Here is an 18,550-nt window from a genome sequence, read left to right on the forward strand (position 1 = left end):
TTTTTTTCCCCCAGTATTTGCTAAACTAAACGTATTGTATCAGGAGATTTTAATTATTGTTATTATATTTAGTTTATGTCAGCATTCCGTGACATTTTCCATTTTAAAACTTACCTCAGATTAATTATTTTAAAGGAGCTGTTTTCTTTGATCTATCCTTATCATAACAAAACACCAGATATCGCCGCTTCAGCATTTCTTGCAGATTTTGTTACAGTTACAGGCGATGTCAAAATTGGAGAAGAAACAAGCATTTGGTTCAATACTGTCATTCGTGGGGATGTTGCTCCTACCGTTATTGGGGACCGAGTAAATGTCCAAGATAATTCAGTGCTTCATCAAAGTCCAAATAACCCACTCGTTATAGAAGATGATGTTACTGTTGGCCACCAAGTCATTTTACATAGCTGTATCATACGAAAAGAAGCACTCATTGGCATGGGATCTATCGTTCTTGACGGTGCAGAAATTGGTGAAGGTGCTTTTATTGGAGCAGGTAGTCTAGTACCTCAAGGAAAAGTAATCCCACCGAACACACTTGCATTCGGCCGACCAGCGAAAGTCGTTCGTGAGTTAACAGAAGCAGACCGTAAAGATATGGCAAGGATTCGTAGAGAGTATGTTGAAAAAGGACAATATTATAAAAGTCTTCAATCTAAATAATTTGATTTCACTCACACTAGGGATTATTGCCTCCTTAGTGTTTTTTATTGTCTAAAAAATTGTTGCTTTTTGCTGAAAACCATTAAGACGCCTTTACGTTACTTAAAAATATTTTAAAATTGCCTTCATATTTCCAAAACATTAAATTGTTACGATTTGGTTAACAGAGCTAATCGAGTGCCAAATGGCAACTTCATTGAAAAGAGGGTATCTTATGGATCGTTCAAAACAATGGTTATACCGCACAGACTGTAGCCTATTCTATTTTTTCAACGAAAAAAGCCGTTCCAAAAATTATTTCATTCTAATGAACAACATTACACATTTAGGAGGAGCTACTTTTACAGTCGGTGTAACTATCCTTCTTTGTTTTCTCCTCTCTGCACCAATCCAATCTTTCGCATTTGCAGCTGCGCTAGCATTAACACTAAGTCATCTTATCGTTGTAATTATTAAAAAAGGCTTTAGACGAAAACGCCCTTACCTCGTACTACCGAACACCTTTGTTGTTGAGAACCCGTTTAAAGATCACTCTTTTCCTTCGGGGCATACAACAGCTATCTTCTCGATAATAACACCGTTCATTCTTTTTAACCCTTGGCTATCCATCCTTTTTTTACCCATTGCCATTCTAGTCGGGGTATCGAGAATTTATCTTGGCTTACATTACCCTTCAGATGTAATTGTTGGAGCTTTACTCGGTTTTTCTAGTGCATTATTAGCAACTATTTTACTGAACCCTTTATTTCTATAAAATCTCTTTCATTTTGAAGACGGAATGGTGTAGGAGGTCGTGTTAGTATGAAAATTGCCTTATTTACGGATACATTTACTCCTCAAGTAAACGGAGTTGCTCGTACCTTACAACAACTAGTTAATCACTTTGAACATCGTGATGTACCATATCAACTGTTTGTTCCAGAGACGATCCAACAGACAGATATGTATTCCAATCATATTCATTCGTTTTATAGCTTGCCTTTTTTCTTATACCCAGAGTGTCGTATGGCACTTCCAAACCCTTTTACGATACGGCAGCAGATGGATTCCTTTAAACCTGACCTCATTCACATTACAACACCATTTAATATTGGCCTTAGTGGTCTGCACTACGGTAAAAAACAAAACATTCCCATGGTCGGTTCATATCACACACATTTTGATCATTATTTAAAATATTATAAGCTGACGTTTATGTCAGAATGGCTTTGGAAATTCATGAAGTGGTTTTACTCTCATTTCAATAAAACATTTGTACCTTCACAACAAACGAGAAAGCATTTAGCGAAGCGAGGATTTACAAATATCGAACTTTGGACTCGCGGTGTCGACTGTTTTCAATTTAGCCCAAGGGAAAAAGACCAAAGCTTATACGAACAGTTTCATATTCGCAAAAAGTATGTACTTCTATACGTAGGAAGAATGGCACCAGAAAAAGATCTTGATACATTACGTGCTGTAATGGAACAGCTTCCCGATGGCATAAGAAATGAAGTACATTGGATTTATGTTGGTGATGGACCGCTTCTTCACGAATACCAAGATCAGTTCAAAGAGAATATAACGTTTACTGGTTATTTAAGTGGACGTGAATTAGCTGCTATTTATTCACTTGCGGACCTATTTGTTTTCCCTTCGACAACTGAAACATTTGGTAATGTCGTGTTAGAAGCTTTAGCTTCCGGCACTCCAGCTATTGTTGCCAATTCAGGCGGCGTTACAGAAATTGTCAATCATCAAAAAACAGGAATGATTTGTGAAGCGAAAAACCCACAGTCTTTTATTTCAGCGATCGAAAAGTTGCTAGCTGATGACATCCTACGTATACAAATGGGCCATGAAGCGAGAAAATACGCTCGCACCCAATCGTGGGAAGTTATTTTTGATAACCTCCTTTTGCAATATGAGAAGGCTTACGCAATGTCGCGTTCACAAATTAAAATGGCCTCTTCAAACTTTTAATTTTGACGTTGCTTTGTTGTAATGGAAGTTAACAGCCCTAATAGAGTCAAAAAAAGCGCAATGATTAATACCATTGCGCCTTTTTGCCACTACCTCTATATCTTGTTTACCACCATGAAACAGTTTATTCTAGTTGCACAGTGACGCTTTAAAGTACTTCTGCTCTTAAAACGTCTGCTTTATCTGTTTGCTCCCATGGTAGATCAATATCGTTACGTCCGAAGTGACCATAAGCAGCTGTTTGCTTATAAATTGGACGGCGAAGATCTAACATTTTAATAATTCCAGCAGGGCGAAGGTCGAAATGTTTACGTACAAGTCCTACGAGAACTTCTTCTGATACTTTCCCTGTTCCAAATGTATCAACCGAGATTGACACTGGCTGTGCTACTCCGATCGCATAAGCTAGCTGAACTTCACAGCGATCAGCTAAACCAGCGGCAACAATGTTCTTGGCAACATAACGAGCTGCATAAGCACCAGAGCGATCAACCTTCGTTGGATCCTTACCTGAAAATGCTCCTCCACCATGACGAGCATAACCACCGTACGTATCAACAATAATTTTACGACCTGTTAACCCAGCATCACCTTGAGGGCCACCAATTACGAAGCGGCCAGTCGGGTTTATAAAATATTTTGTTTCGTCATCAATTAAATTAGCAGGGACAACTGGTTTTATGACATACTCTTTAATATTGCGCTGTATTTGCTCTAATGTGACTTCAGGGTGATGTTGAGTAGATATAACAATCGTATCAATACGAACTGGTTTTTCATTCTCATCATATTCTACTGTCACTTGAGTTTTGCCATCAGGACGTAAATATGGAAGAATATCATCTTTACGAACTTCTGTTAAACGACGAGATAGTTTATGTGCTAAAGAAATTGGTAGCGGCATTAACTCTTCTGTTTCATTATCAGCATAACCAAACATTAACCCTTGGTCTCCTGCACCAATCGCTTCAATCTCTTCATCTGTCATTTGTCCTTCACGAGCTTCTAGTGCCTGGTTTACCCCTTGAGCAATATCTGGGGACTGCTCATCAATTGAAGTTAATACTGCACAAGTTTCAAAATCAAATCCATACTTCGCTCGAGTATAACCAATATTTTGAATCGTTTCACGAACGATCTTAGGAATATCAACGTATGTACTTGTCGTGATCTCCCCTGCTACAAGTACTAAACCTGTAGTTACTGAAGTTTCACAAGCTACACGTGCATTCGCATCATTTGTTAAGATTGCATCTAAAATTGCATCCGAAATTTGGTCACAAATTTTATCTGGATGCCCTTCTGTCACTGATTCTGAAGTGAATAAGCGACGACTTTTCTTTTCTACCATCTAACAGTATCCTCCTTTTAACATCTTTTAGAGTGAATACAATCCTATAATAGTATCCTCCCCATAAAATGTGTTAAATATTGATACGGCACTCATTCCCTCACCATTGTGAGTAAATTTTAAGACATGTATAGTCATTAAAACCCTTCTCCTCATGAGGAAAAGGGTTAGACTTATCACCTTTAACCTCTTATCGTTCAAAGCAAATGCTTTGCAGGTTAGCACCTTTTCACCTTTTTAACTGGTGTTGGTTGCTGGGTTTCTTCGGGCCTGTCCCTCCACCGACTCGGGATAAGAGTATCCGTTCGCGACATATCATAACTTACATAACAAAAGATGTCAACTATTGCTAGTTGACATCTTAGTAGTCGAAGAAAAGACTAATAAGGTGTATCTATATCTTGATTATTGTTCCGATTTACATTTTGACCTTGGTTTTGATTTATATTTTGGCTTTGATTAGGGTTTTGACGTTGGTTATTATTATTTGGCAAATTATTATTTATATAATTTGGATTGGGATTCATGTGATTTGGATTTCGTTCCTGTTCTTCTCTCATTTCTTCTCTCATTTGCATCCTTAATAATTCATTTTGATTATCTCTCGGTTTCACCTGACTGTACACACCACTTGCGGTTAACCCAATAACTAAAGCTACTAACACTTCATTTCCCCATTCGCTTGGAATAAACCATAATATACAGGCTACTCCAATCGCTAACAACGCACGATACTTTTTGTCAATATTAAATGCATTCCCGACAACCGTGACCAATGCAGCAACGACAGCTGAAACGGTCGCGAGATCCATTATTGAAATACTGTCCACTGCACACCCTCCTTCCCTTCTATCCTATGCAAGCAATAAAAAATGGGTACAAAAAACGAAATCTGCTAATATTGTATTTAAAAGCATCAACTCACTGTTTAATCCACATTACACAGGGAATTATTTAACCAAGCGTAAGCTTGGTCTTCACGCTTTAGCGTGAAGATTTTTGAAATAAATAAGCCCAGATGGTCAAATGACTTTGTCCATTAGGGCTTATTTATTTCAAAAAAACGGTCCAATAGCAAAAAGCATCTTAGTTTATGAAGCTTGTAAAAACAACCTTTTAATAAGATCTAGTTAATTTCAGATAACACATTAGTGCGACATATTGTTTCCTATTATAAATGAGCCTATTTTCTGCGCTTATATCAAAGGAAGCTTAAAAGCTGCAAAGTTATGAAAAGCATCCTATATAATAGAACGTTAATAAATTAGACACACAATTTTTCAACTTATTTGCACACAAATTGAAATAATAGTATAGACTATTTAATAAAATGTGTTATACTAATTTCAACATATAAAATTAATTGTTAATCCTGACTAATATAACTATAAAATATAAAAAAGAGAGGGTTTTGTGACCGATGAGTACAATTAGCTTCACTACTGAATTAGAGCATATCTTACAAGGGGAAAATGTTCATTTAGATCTTCCTGTTTCTAAATTAGTTGAAAGGTCACTAATGAGAAATGAAGGTGTTTTAACTTCTACTGGTGCATTAAGTGTGGCTACTGGAAAATATACTGGACGCTCACCTAAAGATAAATTTATTGTCAAAGAAGATTCTGTTAAAGATAAAATTGACTGGGGTTCTGTTAACCAGCCGATCGAAAAAGAAGTATTTACAAAATTATATAACAAAGTAATGAGCTACTTAAAGGAAAAAGAAGAACTTTTTGTTTTCCGTGGATTTGCAGGTGCAGATAAGAGCTACCGTCTACCGATTCAAGTCATTAACGAATATGCTTGGCACAACCTCTTTGCTAAACAATTATTCATTCGTCCGACTCAAGAAGAGTTACAGAGTCACGAAGCAGAGTTTACAGTAATCTCTGCTCCAAACTTTAAAGCTGATCCTGAAGTTGATGGAACTCGCTCTGAAACTTTTATCATCGTTTCTTTTGAAGAAAGAGTTGTTTTAATTGGTGGTACTGAGTATGCAGGTGAAATGAAGAAGTCTATCTTCTCTATTATGAACTACTTATTACCTGAAAATGACGTTCTTTCTATGCACTGTTCTGCAAATGCTGGCAAAGAAGGAGATGTTGCTTTATTCTTCGGACTTTCTGGTACGGGTAAAACTACATTATCTGCCGATCCAAACCGTTTTTTAATCGGTGATGATGAGCACGGTTGGTCGAACAATGGTGTATTTAACGTTGAGGGCGGATGCTACGCTAAATGTGTTAACTTATCTTATGAAAAAGAGCCAGAAATCTGGAATGCTATTCGTTTCGGTTCTGTATTAGAAAACGTTGTCCTTAATGAAAAAACAGGAAACCCAGACTATGACGATACTTCACTTACAGAAAACACTCGAGTAGCTTATCCATTAGAATCTATTCCTAACACATTAATGCCTAGTATTGCTGGTCATCCTAATACTATTATTTTCTTAACGGCTGATGCTTTTGGTGTATTACCTCCAATCAGTAAATTAACAAAAGAGCAAGCAATGTATCACTTCCTATCAGGATACACTAGTAAATTAGCTGGAACAGAGCGCGGAGTTACAGAGCCTGAAGCAACGTTCTCTACTTGCTTTGGAGCACCGTTCCTTCCATTACCAGCAGGTCGTTATGCTGATATGCTAGGAGAAAAGATTGGTCAACATGATGCGCAAGTTTTCTTAGTAAACACTGGTTGGTCAGGTGGACCTTACGGTGTTGGGAAACGTATGAACTTATCTTATACTCGTGCAATGATCCAAGCTGCACTTCAAGGTGAGTTAAATTCTGCTGAATTCTCTGTTGATCCAATTTTCGGTTTAAATGTACCTGTTCATTGCCCAGGTGTACCTGATGAAGTTCTTCAACCTCGATTAACTTGGGAAAATGGTGAAGAGTACGATAAAAAAGCTCAAGAGCTTGCGAACAGCTTCAAAGAAAACTTCGAGAAGTTTACTGATGTTTCAGTAGAAATTAAAAATGCAGGACCACAAATCTAATAAATACAATAAAGGAGACTGACTCATGTCAGCCTCCTTTTCTAATTCTTCATCCTCTTCATTATTGTCGCTTCATCCACTCTGTTAATTGGACGACAGTATTTCGGTTGTCTGGTTCAGGAAAAAAGTGGATAAATTTTTCGAAATACCATGTTTCTACTTTCTTCCCTTGTTCTTTTAAATTTGCTTCTAATCGATAACCGTGCTCAATCGATACATGCTCATCCTTTACCCCATGAATAATTAATACGGGACATAATATCTTTGCCGTAGTGTTGAGTGGAGTTCGCCAATCGTAACGATCTGGATATTTTGTTGGCGTTCCGATTACCCGCTTCATCATTCGCCTTAAATCTATTCGTTCCTCATAGGTAAGCTTCATATCAGAAACACCGTTCCAGCAAACAGTTGAACGAACAAAGCCTAGCGAAGCGGCCGTAAATAACGCCATTGCTCCTCCCCGAGAGAAGCCAAATAAATGGATATGATGTTTCTGTACTTTAGCGTGATTATGTAGTACCAAGCAAGCATTAATAGCATCATTGCGATCATGACCAGCAAAATCCTCTTGTCCCTCACCACCTTTGTTACCGCGATAGAAGGGTGCAAAGACGATAAAGCCTTCTGCTGAAAATTGAATCAATCTTGCAATCCGTGGCATCCCTACATTTTTAATGCCACCTCTCAAATATAAGAAACCAGGCAATTTCTCATCTGTTTCTGGCTCTGTTAAATATCCCTTCACTTTTAATCCATCACTCAAATATGTAACGAAATAAAGTTTTATTCTAGGATGGGGGGAAGGTAAGCGTAACTTTTCAATGACCTGACCATCCATCATCTTGTCCCCACTACCCTTCTGCTTGAAACCATTTCTTATTCACTTCATGTAGTGCAAGTTCAACAACCTTATCTTTCATAATAAAGCTAAATCGATCATCTTGTTTAAAGCTATCTGGTAAACACGTTAGTAAAACTGGACCGTTCGTTTCTAGATAATCGTCTTTTTCTATTAGTTGATCAACAAAAGCAAAATATATGTTCTTCACAAACTCCCCTGCTGGGTCATTCACCTTATATTGGCCGATAAAATAAAGGTCCTTGACTGTTGCGCCTGCCTCTTCAAATAGCTCTCTCCTAGCAGCGTTTTCAACCGTTTCTTTCGCTTCTACCTTTCCGCCTGGGAATTCTATTCCCCTACTAGGATGTTCTATAAATAACCACCTGTCCTTATAATAGGCGATCACTAATACATGTTTAGGTAGTAAAGAAAAGGCGGTGGTCCCGATAATTAATTCAACAAGGTTCCCTCTTTCATCATAAAATTTAAACAGCTCACTCATGTTTTTCTCCTCAACCCTAATTGTTTTCTACTCATCTTCAGATGGTTTTATTGCCACTAATGCAGTAACTAAAGCCCCAACACATACGAGTGTATTCGAAAAAAATAAAATAAAGTGGGATGCTTTCATTAAAACAGCAAAAACTGGTGGACCAAGAGCAACCCCAACAAATCGCATACTACTATAAATCGATGTTATCGTTCCTCTTTGTTCTTTAGCAATCCCCTCTGTCACAAGGGCATCTAAACTAGGCAATGCAATTCCAATTCCTATACCACTAGCAAATAAGGCAGTCAAAAGCACATAAATGTCTTTTGAAAATGAAATGGAAAAAACGGAAATTGTAAGCAACGCTAAGCCGATAACTGTCATCCACTTCATTTTTAGTTTTTCCTCACCAATTCCCTTACCTGTTATATAAGACGAGAGACAAAGAGCTGCTAATGGTATCGCTAGAATGATCCCCTTTTTGATTCCATCAATTCCGTGCTGTTCCTCAAGCATCGTAGATAAATAAAAAAGGACACCAAAGATTACGAACATACAAATACAGCCTATTAAAAAGATCGCATATAACCAGCGACCTTCATTAGTAAATATTCGTTTAATCGAATGCAGAAAATCCTTAAATGCAAGAGGTGCTGCTGTTTTAGGTGGTGTCTTAACGAGAAAAATCATTAACAATATCGAGATTGTACAAAAGACTGGAAATGCAAAAAAAGGCATGAACCAAACCCAACTCGCTAATATAGCACCTAGGATTGGACTTAATACTTTCCCAAATGTATTAGAAGTTTCTACTACCCCTAAACCCTCGCTTACTTCACTTTCCTGCTTAAATATATCCCCTACTAACGGAAGTACAATCGGCGAGGCTCCAGCTGCCCCTAACCCTTGCAAAAACCGGCCAAATATAATCACAGAGTAGGGATTTTCAATCTGCCATGAGGCAAACCCGGATATTAGACCCCCAATTCCAGCTATGATTAAACTAGGTATGATTATCTTCTTTCGACCGTAACGGTCTGACATATAGCCTGCAATAGGAATACATATAATGGCAATGACGGAATATACCGTAATAATCATACTCACTTGTAACGAAGAAATGTTTAATTCCTTTTCGATTGCTGGTAAAACAGGTATTAACATCGAATTTCCAAGGGTCATCACTAACGGTATGGAGGCTATGGAGACTAAATCCCAGGTCTTTTTCTCTTCCATCACAATTCCTCCCAAAGTCCAATCAATAATTGTAGTATGAATCATCTAGATGATTCTATACGCCAATCTTCTGGAAGGAACGCTAGCTGTATGCATATATCCATTTTATTTATCTTTATCTATTTTTGATTTTTAGTTAACAAAGATCACCTTGCCACTTAAATTTGTACTATTTTTCTGTAGGTTCACTTATATTAAATTCTAAGCTTCCATCAGCTTCTATTTGTTTATATATATTTTCTACGATATTATCGCCACGGCTTGCTTTTCTATTCTTAAATTCCTCAAGTAGATCCTCACCTGTTAACCCCTCCTCAACTATACTTTCGAGGATAACGTCAATAATGTCATCCTTTCTAACGACCATTAACCCGTCCAGCAAAATGCTGACTTTGTCTGAAAGATGTGTAATTTTACGGACCTTGGTCACCATCGTTGCTGGGTAGTTTTTTTCACTAGTAATAACCGCCTCGATTATTAACTTTCCGTTTTCCTCTTGGCATTTTTCAAAAATAGCAGTTAGATCAGGGGTAATGACAGCATCAATTAACCACTTTTTTGCACTATCTTCCATATCTATTATGAGACCATCTTGCAAAGGAACTTCAACTTGAGTCACCCCTTTTTCATGAGGTTGTAGTAATCGAAGTGAAAATAATCGATATGTTTTCAATGAAATCGCCTCCTATTCCATCCTTTCATACTTCATACTTATCATTAAAACATATTATTCTTTGCCATGCCGGTTTGTAAGGAACTGTTTTTACTTTTATTATCCAAACATAGGACATCTTAAGTCCTACTCAAAGGCTAAAAGGTGTTTGAAAACGTAAAAGAGACTGACTTTAAAATAAATGTCAGTCTCATCATTCAATTAAGAACTTTTTAACTTGTCGTATTTCTCTTCGTATTGACGCTCTTTCACCCACGCAATAAATTCTAACTCTTTTTTTGTCAGCTTTCTTCCTAATTTCAAACTACATTCGGCAATTAAATCATTGTACAACTTATCAAAGGTCATAATTCATGACTCCTTTGTTTTAGATTTCAATATTGACCACTAAGTATATTAGACATGTTTTATAGGAATACCTGCTAATAAATTAAAATTTTTTAACACTGTAGTTGCAATACTTTAAGACTCTCTTTTTGTGAGCGGCATAAAGTACCACATTTCTCTCTTTTCTCAATTTCCTCTTCCAACAATTCAATAAAATCATCTTCTAACTTCAGTTCCAGCGCTTTTGTATACACTTCTAATAATAATTCATTATCGATATGATACATAACTTTGCCCTCTTTCAGCATGGTAATTAATCACAACATGTACTAAGATACAAGGTTTAGTACCTATTTTCAAGTGAATTATCAGATTTATCATAATCTTTTTTAACCTTTGCAATCTTTCAGTTCCAAAAAGGCTTATGAAATTAACATTTCGCACAGATTAACTTAACTCATCGTACGCTTTTTTTAATCTTGTAAGCCCTTCTATGACCGACTCCCTCGAGCATGCTAAGTTCATTCGTTCAAATGGTTCTCCTTCTTTTCCGAACACAATTCCATTACTCAAAGCAACTTTAGCTTGATTCGTAAGCCAATCCTTCCTTTCCTGCGCTGTCATCCCTAACTCTGTACAATCCATCCACAAAAGATAGGTTCCCTCTGGCTGTATCACTTTGATTTTTGGCATATGTTCTCTCACATAAGAGGTTACGTATCGAACATTTTCATGTAGATAGTGAAGAAATTCTTCAAGCCATTCCTCACCTTCGTTATATGCTGCTTCCATCGCAACTGCTCCGATCGAATGGAACATATTTAGAAACTCCCCACTTAAATAATTTTTGAATTGTCTTCGGAGTGTTGGATTAGAAATAATCGTGTATGACGTTTGTAACCCTGCTAAGTTAAATGTTTTACTAGGGGCCATACAAGTTATCGTTCGTTGCTTCATTTCATCCGAGAGTGAAGCAGTCGGTACATGCCTATGTCCTTTAAAAACCATATCACTATGTATCTCATCCGAAATGACTAACAAATCATGCTCGATACAAATTTCCGCTAATTGCTCGAGTTCAGAGATTGTCCAAACTCTACCGACTGGATTATGCGGGCTACATAATAATAATATTTTCGTCTTCTCATCAATAACCGATTTTAAATGATCAAAGTCCATCCTATAATGTATACCATCGTACACTAATGGATTTTCGATCAACTGACGCTCTTGATTTGTCACTACTTTAAAGAATGGGTAATAAACAGGAGGTTGAATGATGACCTTGTCTCCTGGTTCAGTGAATCTTTTTATAAGTTGGGCAATAGCAGGGACAACTCCAGATGTGTACACTAAATGCTCTGTATCAATCTCCCAACTAAATCTACGCTTTAACCATGATTGTACAGCTGAATCTACCGATGCCGATCGAATAGGATACCCGAAAATCCCTCTATTAACTTCTTTTTGAACTGCAGTAATTACTTCTGAAGGTGCTTTAAAGTCCATATCAGCCACCCACATTGGCCATAAATCATTACCTCCGTAAAGTTTATCTACTCCATCCCACTTCATCGAGTTCGTGCCTTTACGATTTTCAACATGATCAAAACGTGAAGTCATAGTTCTCTCCCCTTCCTAAAAAAATAGTAATTAATAATAAAAGGACAGAATTAATGACTCTGTCCTTCCTCTGGCTGCGGTGTATAAACATATGTGACGGAACCACCTTTATCAGCCGTTCCTACAAAAGCCTCACGATCTTTTTGTAAAACAAGTTGTGCCCTAAAACACATGAAGTCATCTTTGGAAATGAGAACCTTCTGCTGTGTTCCATTCCTAAGTTGTTCTAATATGTCCTTTGCCTCTTGCTCATTCATCATTCTCACCCTAATACTTTCTATATTTACTCTTATCATACATGATCTAGCCAAAACTAAAAAGAATTGTGATCGTGATCATTGATCATGAAGTGATCTAGTCATTACATTTAAAAAATCACGAAAAAACATCTCGAAGTCTAGCACCATACCAATACGATGTAAAACTTCTGATGGTTCAGCCTCCCAACCAGGCCTAAAATCACCTACACTTTGACCCCTCGTTCGTTCTAAAATTTGGACTGTAACTGATCGATGAATATAGTTTACTAGCTGTGGTTGAGTGAGTGCAGCTAAAGTCACAACATCATGTAACGGTGCACCATTCAATCCTGGGATTAACTCACTATAAGCGTCTGCATAATAATCAAATATAGGTTTTATCAAAGGTGTGAACGGATTGTATTCATACGCTGTAATATAATCCACCATTTCTTTAGTAACAATTGCATCACTCGTTACGTTTAATGGCACAACAGTCACATTCTTCGCTTTATTTAGTATTAAATTCGCAGCAATTGGATCACCGTGAAAATTAGCCTCTGCTACTGGAGTGACATTACCAGGCACTAGAAATGCTCCACCCATTATAAAGAAATCCTTCACTTTTCCCATGTGTTCTTCTCCCAAGATATAAGCGATAGCTAACGCAGTCTGCCTGCCAACTTCTACAATCGTAAGCTCACCTTCATATCGTTCAATGATCTCAAAGATACGATCAAAATTTAGTAGTTCACCTACAATGATGTCAGGTGGACTAATCGGACCTAACCCTTCTGGACCGTGAATTTCAGGATAGAAAACTGTAAATTCACCAGAAAGAGGCCCCTTTGCCCCGCCTATTACTGGTACATCTTCTCTTCCCGCTAAATGTAATAAATAGGCTACATTATTTGTTGCTTGTTCTTGAGCGACATTTCCATAGCTAGAAACGATCCCTACTACCTCTAAATGAGGGTGAAGTAATGCATACATAATCGCCAATGAATCATCAATTCCAGGATCACAAAAAAGAAGGATTTTCTTCTTCTTCTTCATATTTTAGCTCCTTCCGTCGGTCAGTACTACCATACTTATTCTTCAAAGCTTGAATTTAACCCACGATTTTCGACTCAAAAATCATTTGTTCCCAGGGCTTTATCTATAGATCAAGAGATTATATTAATTAGGCTTTTAAAAAAATCCACTTATTAACATTTACAGCTTACTTAATCATAGTGTACTATTTAACTAGTACACTAAATAAATAGTATATGAGGTGACAGTAAAATGAAAACGGTAGCTGTTTTATCAGTACAAAGAGTTTCTAAAGTAATTAAAAATAAAAGGATTATTGATGATGTTTCATTTGAGGTTTTTCCTGGGGAAGTGTTTGGCTTTTTAGGTCCGAACGGTGCGGGGAAAACGACAACAATTCGAATGATTGTCGGACTGATATCAATCACTGAAGGTGATATATACATTAAAGGAAATCATATTTCAAAGGAATTTGAAAAAGCGATTGCTCATACTGGTGCAATTGTGGAAAACCCTGAAATGTATAGTTATTTAAGCGGTCTTGAGAATTTACGTCAATATGCACGAATGGTTGATGGAGTTGGTGAAACGAGAATTAATGAAGTCGTGGAATTAGTCGGCTTAAAAGACAGAATTAAAGAAAAGGTAAAGACCTACTCACTCGGAATGCGACAACGGTTAGGAATTGCACAGGCCCTGCTCCATTCCCCGTCCCTTTTAATTTTAGATGAGCCTACAAACGGTCTTGACCCAGCTGGGATCCGTGAAATCCGTGAGTATCTGCGACATTTAGCACACAAAGAAGGTTTAGCGATACTCGTTTCAAGTCACTTATTATCAGAAATGGAATTAATGTGTGATCGAATTGGAATTATTCAAGGCGGGAAAATGATCGATATAAAAACGATTAGCGATTTCGTAAATGAAGAAGAATTACAACCATATCTTATTGATGCAAAACCGATAGAAAAAGCATTAACAGTACTGAAAGAAAGCTTCTCACAACTAACTAGCAAGATAGAAAACGAACATGTACAAATTACCGCTACTAGGGAAGATATCCCGTTAATTACCCGTGAACTCGTTCAGAACGGTGTTCAAATATATTTAATTGTAAGAAAGACGACAACGTTAGAAGATAAGTTTTTACAAGTGACTGGAGGTCAGAAATTATGAACAGAATGATAAAACTTATTCATAATGAAAATATTAAAATAGCTTCACGGACTAGCACTTGGGTGATGATGGGTATATTACTTTTCATGATCATAAGTGTCGGGGGTGTTACTAAGTTTCTCATTCCTTCAGGGGAAACACATGACTGGAAACCTGTGATAATTGCTGAAAATGAGCAGCTATCACAAATGATTAATGATCCGACGATTTCAGAAGCACATCAGCAGTCTTTGCAAGAAACGATGGCAATTAATGAATACAGACTTTCTAATAATATTGCCCCTATCAGTGATGAATCCATTTGGGGATTTACTCTTAGTGCTTCTATGCTCATTAGTTTCATTACACTGTTCACCATTATTATTTCTGCTACTTCTGTAGCAGCTGAATTTTCTTCAGGTACGATTAAGTTATTACTTATACGACCTGTGCACCGCCTAAAAATATTATTCTCGAAGTATATTTCAGCGTTTTGTTTTTCATTTCTCTTTCTAGCTACATTACTAATATTTTCTCTAACCGTTGGGGCTGCCTTCTTCGGGTTTAATCAATTAAATGCTGTTAACCTTTCATACAATGGTGGAGTGATACAAGAGACACCGATGATCCTACACATACTTTTCATTTATATACTAAACAGTGTAGACTTATTAATGATGGTAACATTTGCGTTTATGATTGCGAGTGTGTTCAGAAATCAATCGTTAGCAATTGGTTTATCGATCTTCCTTATGTTTACGGGATCTCAACTCGTGTTTGCTTTAAGTCAATATGATTGGGCAAAATATATTTTATTTGCCAATACCCACCTTCAGCAGTTTTTCACTGGGCAACCACTGATTGAAAGCATGACATTAGGATTTTCGTTAATGATGCTGTTCATATATTTTATTATTTTTCATGTCATTTCATCTTTATTGTTTGTTAAAAGAGATGTAAATGCTTAAATAGGTTTTTAAGGGAGATGAGTTATGTCTCGTGACTTTGACAATACAAAACCAATTTATTACCAACTAATGCACCGGTTTTACCATAAGATTTGCAGTGGTTACATTCAACCTGGAGAAAAGCTGCCCTCTGTAAGAGAAACAGCGGTTGATGCGGGGGTTAATCCAAATACTGTTCAGAGGACTTATATGGAAATGGAACGAATGGGTGTAGTCGAATCTAAGCGTGGTCAAGGTACGTTTGTAGTAAATAACCCCGAAGTTATTAAACAATTACGTCTACAACTAGCCGAAGAACAAATGGATACTTTCATTGAAGAAATGAAAAGTATTGGCTTTACTCCAGCTGAAATTTTACAAAGAATTGAAACGAAAATTACAGGAAAGGAGAATAGCTAAATTGAGTACACCTATTCTCTCTGTCGAACATGTAATGAAACGGTATGGGACGAAAAAAGCATTAGAGGACATTACGTTTACTGTACAGCACCCAGGCATTGTCGGTTTAATTGGGGCCAACGGTAGCGGAAAATCAACGCTATTAAAGCTTATTGCTGGATTAGTAAAACCTACAACAGGCTCCGTTCAACTTTTAGGAAATACCATTTCAAGAAAAACGACTAAACATTTTGCCTACTTATCTGAAGATGATGATTTGTATCCTTTTTATACAGTTAAAGAAACTCTATCATTTTATGAACGGGTCTTTCCTGACTTTGACCAGGTTAAAGCAGAAAATATTTTAGACGATATTCATGTAGATAAGGCCACAAAGATTGGACATCTTTCAAAAGGAAACCGTGCCCGAGTTAAAATTGCGCTCGCTCTTGGACGACAGGTTCCATGCCTTCTTTTAGATGAACCTCTTTCAGGCTTGGACCCGATTGTACGAGAGGATATCATTAAAGCCTTTGCTAAATATGCTGATCTTGAAAAACAATTGATTATTTTATCAACCCATGAGGTAGAAGAAATTGAGGCCCTACTTGATCAAGTTTTATTTATTAGAGACGGTTCGGTCGTCTATTTTAATGATGTTGAAAAACTTCGAGAAGAACGAGGGCAAAGTGTAATTGATTATATGAGAGAGGTGTTAAAGTGAGCTGGTTTGCCTTATTTCAAAAAGATTTACGAGCTAATCAATTGCGTCTAATTGTAAATATAAGCCTACTCGTACTTTTTTTCCTCTCGATATTTTTTATGATGTTCAGGTATAATAACGAATTAATCTTAATGAGCTTCGTACCTGTTCTGATGCTACATGTTATCTATATATTTGTAGGGATGTTTGACTCCTTGTCAAAAGAATGGCGCAATCACAATGTAAACCTGTGGTTGAATATCCCACAAAGCGGTTGGTCACTTCTATCTGCTAAATTTTCAGCGGTAGCCACACACTTTTTAATTTCACTCACAGTTACATTTATCGGATTCTATCTTTTTATTTTTGTTTTCAATAACCAAATAAGTGAGCCATTTTTTATTGTTTTATCCTTATTCCATACATTTTGGTATGTCCCTGTTTTCTTACTCATCCTTGCCTCAGTACAACTCGGAGCGTTTGCAACTGTCTTATACCTGATCTCGAAAACGGTTTATAAAGGCGGGTGGATCTTAGCAATAGCGATTGGCTTTGGGGCTCACTATCTTTGGAACTTACTAAAAAGTACAGATCTATTTCGAATGATAACCGAATGGGGAGCACTTATTACTCCTGCTGATATACACACCGCAATAAATCAGTTAGTGTTAATCCAAGCGGATACTAACGTTATGGTAGATATTGACGGTACATTTTATTTCGGCTACCTCGTTATTGAAGGCGTGGTCATTGTCTTATTGTTACTAGTTGCCAGCTGGTTATTGGATCGATTTGTGCAGTTATATAAATAAACAGGAGTCTAGTTTGACTCCTGTTTTTTAAAAAGTTATTTGGGGCTCCGATGTGTGAAAAACAGCCCAAAAATCAACAACTAATATTTAATTAAACGTTTATTTAAATTTGCTTAAAGCTAGACAATCTTCAGTTTTACTAGTCCTTCTAATGTCCCCTCTTGAGCTAACGTCTGCATCGTTATAGCCTCTTCATTTACAGGAGTCGAAAGCGCGCGGAACTCATATAACCCAGCTTCTAAACCTACATCAGTAAACGTATTGACATGCATATCATTGGATGCTTGTTTTTCACCTTGTTGGACTGTCACTTTCCGTAATAATTTTTGCTTACCATCACCAGATAATAAAATTAAATGTAAGTCACGTTCAATTTTGTCAAGAGCGGAGATAAACATAACTAGGCTAAAGCTTATCCCCTTCTCTCCCCTTTTAAAGTGATTATGTATACCTTTTAATGATCCTGTGCTCTTGTCAACCTCATGACATAGCACGAGATTAATATTAAGTTTACTCATCAATACACCTCTTCAATAAATATAATATTCTTATAATATACACAACTTCCATATATTTTTGAAGCATCAGATGAAAATGTAAAAGCTATTTCAATAAAGCTTGTCCACTTTATTGAAATAGCCTTCTTAATTTTTATTCGTTATCAAAGTTCTCCATTTCTTTGAAGCCTTCCTCTGCTCGACCTAGATCTGCATTATTTCGTGATTCCTCAATTTGGCCATCAATTGTGCCTTCTACATAGGCATCACTTACTTGCTCATGAACGAATGCGAGCCCTTGCTCGGTCTCATTTGTACTTTTGTAGTCAGATGGATGATACGAGTTTTCAGCAACTTCTCTACTTTGGTCCATTGGTGTTTTGTTGTTATCTTTGTTCATTATAAACCCTCCCTTCCTTTTAGTTATAGTTTGCCTTGAGTGAAAAATAATATTTATTTGCTCTGTTTTTAAAGTTTTAGAATATAACATACTTCACAACTTTATAGATGCTCAAAACATCGAGTAGGAGGATAATCATTAATTGATTATCCGACCTCTCACACCACCGTACGTACGGATCCGTATACGGCGG

Annotated in this window: 22 protein-coding genes and 1 riboswitch; of the genes, 9 read left to right on the top strand and 13 right to left on the bottom strand. The window is 36.9% G+C overall.

The annotated features are described in order from the left end of the window. Nucleotides 1-147 precede the first annotated feature (147 nt). The 3 genes from GKP30_RS21690 to GKP30_RS21700 all read left to right on the top strand — a co-directional run bounded on the left by GKP30_RS21690 (nucleotide 148) and on the right by GKP30_RS21700 (nucleotide 2,625). On the top strand, nucleotides 148-663 hold the full coding sequence (locus GKP30_RS21690) for a gamma carbonic anhydrase (protein ID WP_216831558.1): 516 nt from the start codon (nucleotides 148-150) through the stop codon (nucleotides 661-663). 214 nt (nucleotides 664-877) lie between these two features. Beyond that, nucleotides 878-1,417: a phosphatase PAP2 family protein gene (locus GKP30_RS21695; protein ID WP_216831559.1), complete on the top strand. Its 540-nt coding sequence runs from the start codon at nucleotides 878-880 to the stop codon at nucleotides 1,415-1,417. A 47-nt stretch (nucleotides 1,418-1,464) separates the two neighbouring features. Continuing rightward, nucleotides 1,465-2,625: a glycosyltransferase family 4 protein gene (locus GKP30_RS21700; protein WP_216831560.1), complete on the top strand. Its 1,161-nt coding sequence runs from the start codon at nucleotides 1,465-1,467 to the stop codon at nucleotides 2,623-2,625. Between the two features lie 148 nt (nucleotides 2,626-2,773). On the opposite strand, the gene metK is transcribed toward GKP30_RS21700, so the two are convergent. After that, a complete protein-coding gene (metK, locus tag GKP30_RS21705; protein WP_216831561.1) occupies nucleotides 2,774-3,976 on the bottom strand; it encodes a methionine adenosyltransferase in 1,203 nt (400 codons plus the stop codon). A 187-nt stretch (nucleotides 3,977-4,163) separates the two neighbouring features. Further along, nucleotides 4,164-4,274, bottom strand: a riboswitch (SAM riboswitch). Nucleotides 4,275-4,356: 82 nt separating this feature from the next. Then, complete coding sequence (locus tag GKP30_RS21710; protein ID WP_216831562.1) at nucleotides 4,357-4,806, bottom strand: hypothetical protein; 450 nt, start codon at nucleotides 4,804-4,806, stop codon at nucleotides 4,357-4,359. A 590-nt stretch (nucleotides 4,807-5,396) separates the two neighbouring features. Here GKP30_RS21710 and pckA point away from each other — a divergent pair. Beyond that, complete coding sequence (gene pckA, locus GKP30_RS21715; protein WP_216831563.1) at nucleotides 5,397-6,980, top strand: phosphoenolpyruvate carboxykinase (ATP); 1,584 nt, start codon at nucleotides 5,397-5,399, stop codon at nucleotides 6,978-6,980. 61 nt (nucleotides 6,981-7,041) lie between these two features. Here the strand turns inward: pckA and GKP30_RS21720 are convergent, their stop codons facing one another. From GKP30_RS21720 to GKP30_RS21760, 9 genes are all read right to left on the bottom strand, one after another. Further along, a complete protein-coding gene (locus tag GKP30_RS21720; RefSeq protein WP_216831564.1) occupies nucleotides 7,042-7,821 on the bottom strand; it encodes an alpha/beta hydrolase family protein in 780 nt (259 codons plus the stop codon). Nucleotides 7,822-7,831: 10 nt separating this feature from the next. After that, nucleotides 7,832-8,323, bottom strand: coding sequence for an RNA deprotection pyrophosphohydrolase (gene ytkD / locus GKP30_RS21725; protein WP_328703200.1), 492 nt, complete (start codon nucleotides 8,321-8,323; stop codon nucleotides 7,832-7,834). Nucleotides 8,324-8,350: 27 nt separating this feature from the next. Beyond that, on the bottom strand, nucleotides 8,351-9,547 hold the full coding sequence (locus GKP30_RS21730) for an MFS transporter (protein ID WP_216831565.1): 1,197 nt from the start codon (nucleotides 9,545-9,547) through the stop codon (nucleotides 8,351-8,353). Nucleotides 9,548-9,716: 169 nt separating this feature from the next. Continuing rightward, on the bottom strand, nucleotides 9,717-10,220 hold the full coding sequence (locus GKP30_RS21735) for a YwpF-like family protein (RefSeq protein ID WP_216831566.1): 504 nt from the start codon (nucleotides 10,218-10,220) through the stop codon (nucleotides 9,717-9,719). 201 nt (nucleotides 10,221-10,421) lie between these two features. Beyond that, entirely contained in the window at nucleotides 10,422-10,568 is a 147-nt protein-coding gene (locus GKP30_RS21740; protein ID WP_216831567.1) for a hypothetical protein, read from the bottom strand. A 92-nt stretch (nucleotides 10,569-10,660) separates the two neighbouring features. Continuing rightward, the gene (gene sda, locus GKP30_RS21745) at nucleotides 10,661-10,834 is read right to left on the bottom strand and encodes a sporulation histidine kinase inhibitor Sda (RefSeq protein ID WP_216831568.1); all 174 of its coding nucleotides are present in this window, start codon (nucleotides 10,832-10,834) and stop codon (nucleotides 10,661-10,663) included. 160 nt (nucleotides 10,835-10,994) lie between these two features. Next, nucleotides 10,995-12,170: a MalY/PatB family protein gene (locus GKP30_RS21750; RefSeq protein WP_216831569.1), complete on the bottom strand. Its 1,176-nt coding sequence runs from the start codon at nucleotides 12,168-12,170 to the stop codon at nucleotides 10,995-10,997. Nucleotides 12,171-12,220: 50 nt separating this feature from the next. Next, nucleotides 12,221-12,427 (bottom strand): hypothetical protein, encoded by a 207-nt coding sequence (locus GKP30_RS21755; protein ID WP_216831570.1) that lies wholly within the window; start codon nucleotides 12,425-12,427, stop codon nucleotides 12,221-12,223. Between the two features lie 78 nt (nucleotides 12,428-12,505). Further along, nucleotides 12,506-13,465 (bottom strand): nucleoside hydrolase, encoded by a 960-nt coding sequence (locus GKP30_RS21760; RefSeq protein ID WP_216831571.1) that lies wholly within the window; start codon nucleotides 13,463-13,465, stop codon nucleotides 12,506-12,508. A 231-nt stretch (nucleotides 13,466-13,696) separates the two neighbouring features. Between GKP30_RS21760 and GKP30_RS21765 the strand changes: the two genes are divergently transcribed. From GKP30_RS21765 to GKP30_RS21785, 5 genes are read left to right on the top strand one after another with little or no spacing between them, the layout of a single operon-like run. After that, nucleotides 13,697-14,620, top strand: coding sequence for an ABC transporter ATP-binding protein (locus tag GKP30_RS21765; RefSeq protein ID WP_216831572.1), 924 nt, complete (start codon nucleotides 13,697-13,699; stop codon nucleotides 14,618-14,620). Continuing rightward, entirely contained in the window at nucleotides 14,617-15,567 is a 951-nt protein-coding gene (locus tag GKP30_RS21770; protein WP_216831573.1) for an ABC transporter permease, read from the top strand. The genes GKP30_RS21765 and GKP30_RS21770 overlap by 4 nt, the downstream gene beginning before the upstream one ends. Nucleotides 15,568-15,591: 24 nt before the next feature. Then, nucleotides 15,592-15,966 (top strand): GntR family transcriptional regulator, encoded by a 375-nt coding sequence (locus GKP30_RS21775; RefSeq protein WP_216831574.1) that lies wholly within the window; start codon nucleotides 15,592-15,594, stop codon nucleotides 15,964-15,966. A gap of 1 nt (nucleotide 15,967) precedes the next feature. After that, nucleotides 15,968-16,669 carry an ABC transporter ATP-binding protein gene (locus GKP30_RS21780; protein ID WP_236035287.1) on the top strand — a complete coding sequence of 234 codons (702 nt, stop codon included), beginning with the start codon at nucleotides 15,968-15,970 and terminating at the stop codon, nucleotides 16,667-16,669. After that, on the top strand, nucleotides 16,666-17,460 hold the full coding sequence (locus tag GKP30_RS21785) for a hypothetical protein (RefSeq protein ID WP_216831575.1): 795 nt from the start codon (nucleotides 16,666-16,668) through the stop codon (nucleotides 17,458-17,460). The genes GKP30_RS21780 and GKP30_RS21785 overlap by 4 nt, the downstream gene beginning before the upstream one ends. A 119-nt stretch (nucleotides 17,461-17,579) precedes the next feature. Here GKP30_RS21785 and GKP30_RS21790 read toward each other — a convergent pair whose 3' ends face one another. Next, nucleotides 17,580-17,978 (bottom strand): hypothetical protein, encoded by a 399-nt coding sequence (locus GKP30_RS21790; protein ID WP_216831576.1) that lies wholly within the window; start codon nucleotides 17,976-17,978, stop codon nucleotides 17,580-17,582. A gap of 133 nt (nucleotides 17,979-18,111) precedes the next feature. Then, nucleotides 18,112-18,357, bottom strand: coding sequence for a YozQ family protein (locus GKP30_RS21795; RefSeq protein WP_236035288.1), 246 nt, complete (start codon nucleotides 18,355-18,357; stop codon nucleotides 18,112-18,114). Between the last annotated feature and the right edge of the window lie 193 nt (nucleotides 18,358-18,550).

The organism is Alkalihalobacterium elongatum, from assembly GCF_019024285.1.
GTDB lineage: Bacteria > Bacillota > Bacilli > Bacillales > Bacillaceae_F > Alkalihalobacterium > Alkalihalobacterium elongatum.

Excerpts from the sequence above, each read along its gene's own strand:
- GKP30_RS21695 (WP_216831559.1), top strand. The coding sequence starts at position 878 with ATGGATCGTTCAAAACAATGGTTATACCGCACAGACTGTAGCCTATTC.
- GKP30_RS21700 (WP_216831560.1), top strand. The coding sequence starts at position 1,465 with ATGAAAATTGCCTTATTTACGGATACATTTACTCCTCAAGTAAACGGA.
- metK (WP_216831561.1), bottom strand. The coding sequence starts at position 3,976 with ATGGTAGAAAAGAAAAGTCGTCGCTTATTCACTTCAGAATCAGTGACA.
- pckA (WP_216831563.1), top strand. The coding sequence starts at position 5,397 with ATGAGTACAATTAGCTTCACTACTGAATTAGAGCATATCTTACAAGGG.
- GKP30_RS21720 (WP_216831564.1), bottom strand. The coding sequence starts at position 7,821 with ATGATGGATGGTCAGGTCATTGAAAAGTTACGCTTACCTTCCCCCCAT.
- ytkD (WP_328703200.1), bottom strand. The coding sequence starts at position 8,323 with ATGAGTGAGCTGTTTAAATTTTATGATGAAAGAGGGAACCTTGTTGAA.
- GKP30_RS21730 (WP_216831565.1), bottom strand. The coding sequence starts at position 9,547 with ATGGAAGAGAAAAAGACCTGGGATTTAGTCTCCATAGCCTCCATACCG.
- GKP30_RS21740 (WP_216831567.1), bottom strand. The coding sequence starts at position 10,568 with ATGACCTTTGATAAGTTGTACAATGATTTAATTGCCGAATGTAGTTTG.
- sda (WP_216831568.1), bottom strand. The coding sequence starts at position 10,834 with ATGTATCATATCGATAATGAATTATTATTAGAAGTGTATACAAAAGCG.
- GKP30_RS21750 (WP_216831569.1), bottom strand. The coding sequence starts at position 12,170 with ATGACTTCACGTTTTGATCATGTTGAAAATCGTAAAGGCACGAACTCG.
- GKP30_RS21755 (WP_216831570.1), bottom strand. The coding sequence starts at position 12,427 with ATGAATGAGCAAGAGGCAAAGGACATATTAGAACAACTTAGGAATGGA.
- GKP30_RS21760 (WP_216831571.1), bottom strand. The coding sequence starts at position 13,465 with ATGAAGAAGAAGAAGAAAATCCTTCTTTTTTGTGATCCTGGAATTGAT.
- GKP30_RS21765 (WP_216831572.1), top strand. The coding sequence starts at position 13,697 with ATGAAAACGGTAGCTGTTTTATCAGTACAAAGAGTTTCTAAAGTAATT.
- GKP30_RS21770 (WP_216831573.1), top strand. The coding sequence starts at position 14,617 with ATGAACAGAATGATAAAACTTATTCATAATGAAAATATTAAAATAGCT.
- GKP30_RS21775 (WP_216831574.1), top strand. The coding sequence starts at position 15,592 with ATGTCTCGTGACTTTGACAATACAAAACCAATTTATTACCAACTAATG.
- GKP30_RS21790 (WP_216831576.1), bottom strand. The coding sequence starts at position 17,978 with ATGAGTAAACTTAATATTAATCTCGTGCTATGTCATGAGGTTGACAAG.
- GKP30_RS21795 (WP_236035288.1), bottom strand. The coding sequence starts at position 18,357 with ATGAACAAAGATAACAACAAAACACCAATGGACCAAAGTAGAGAAGTT.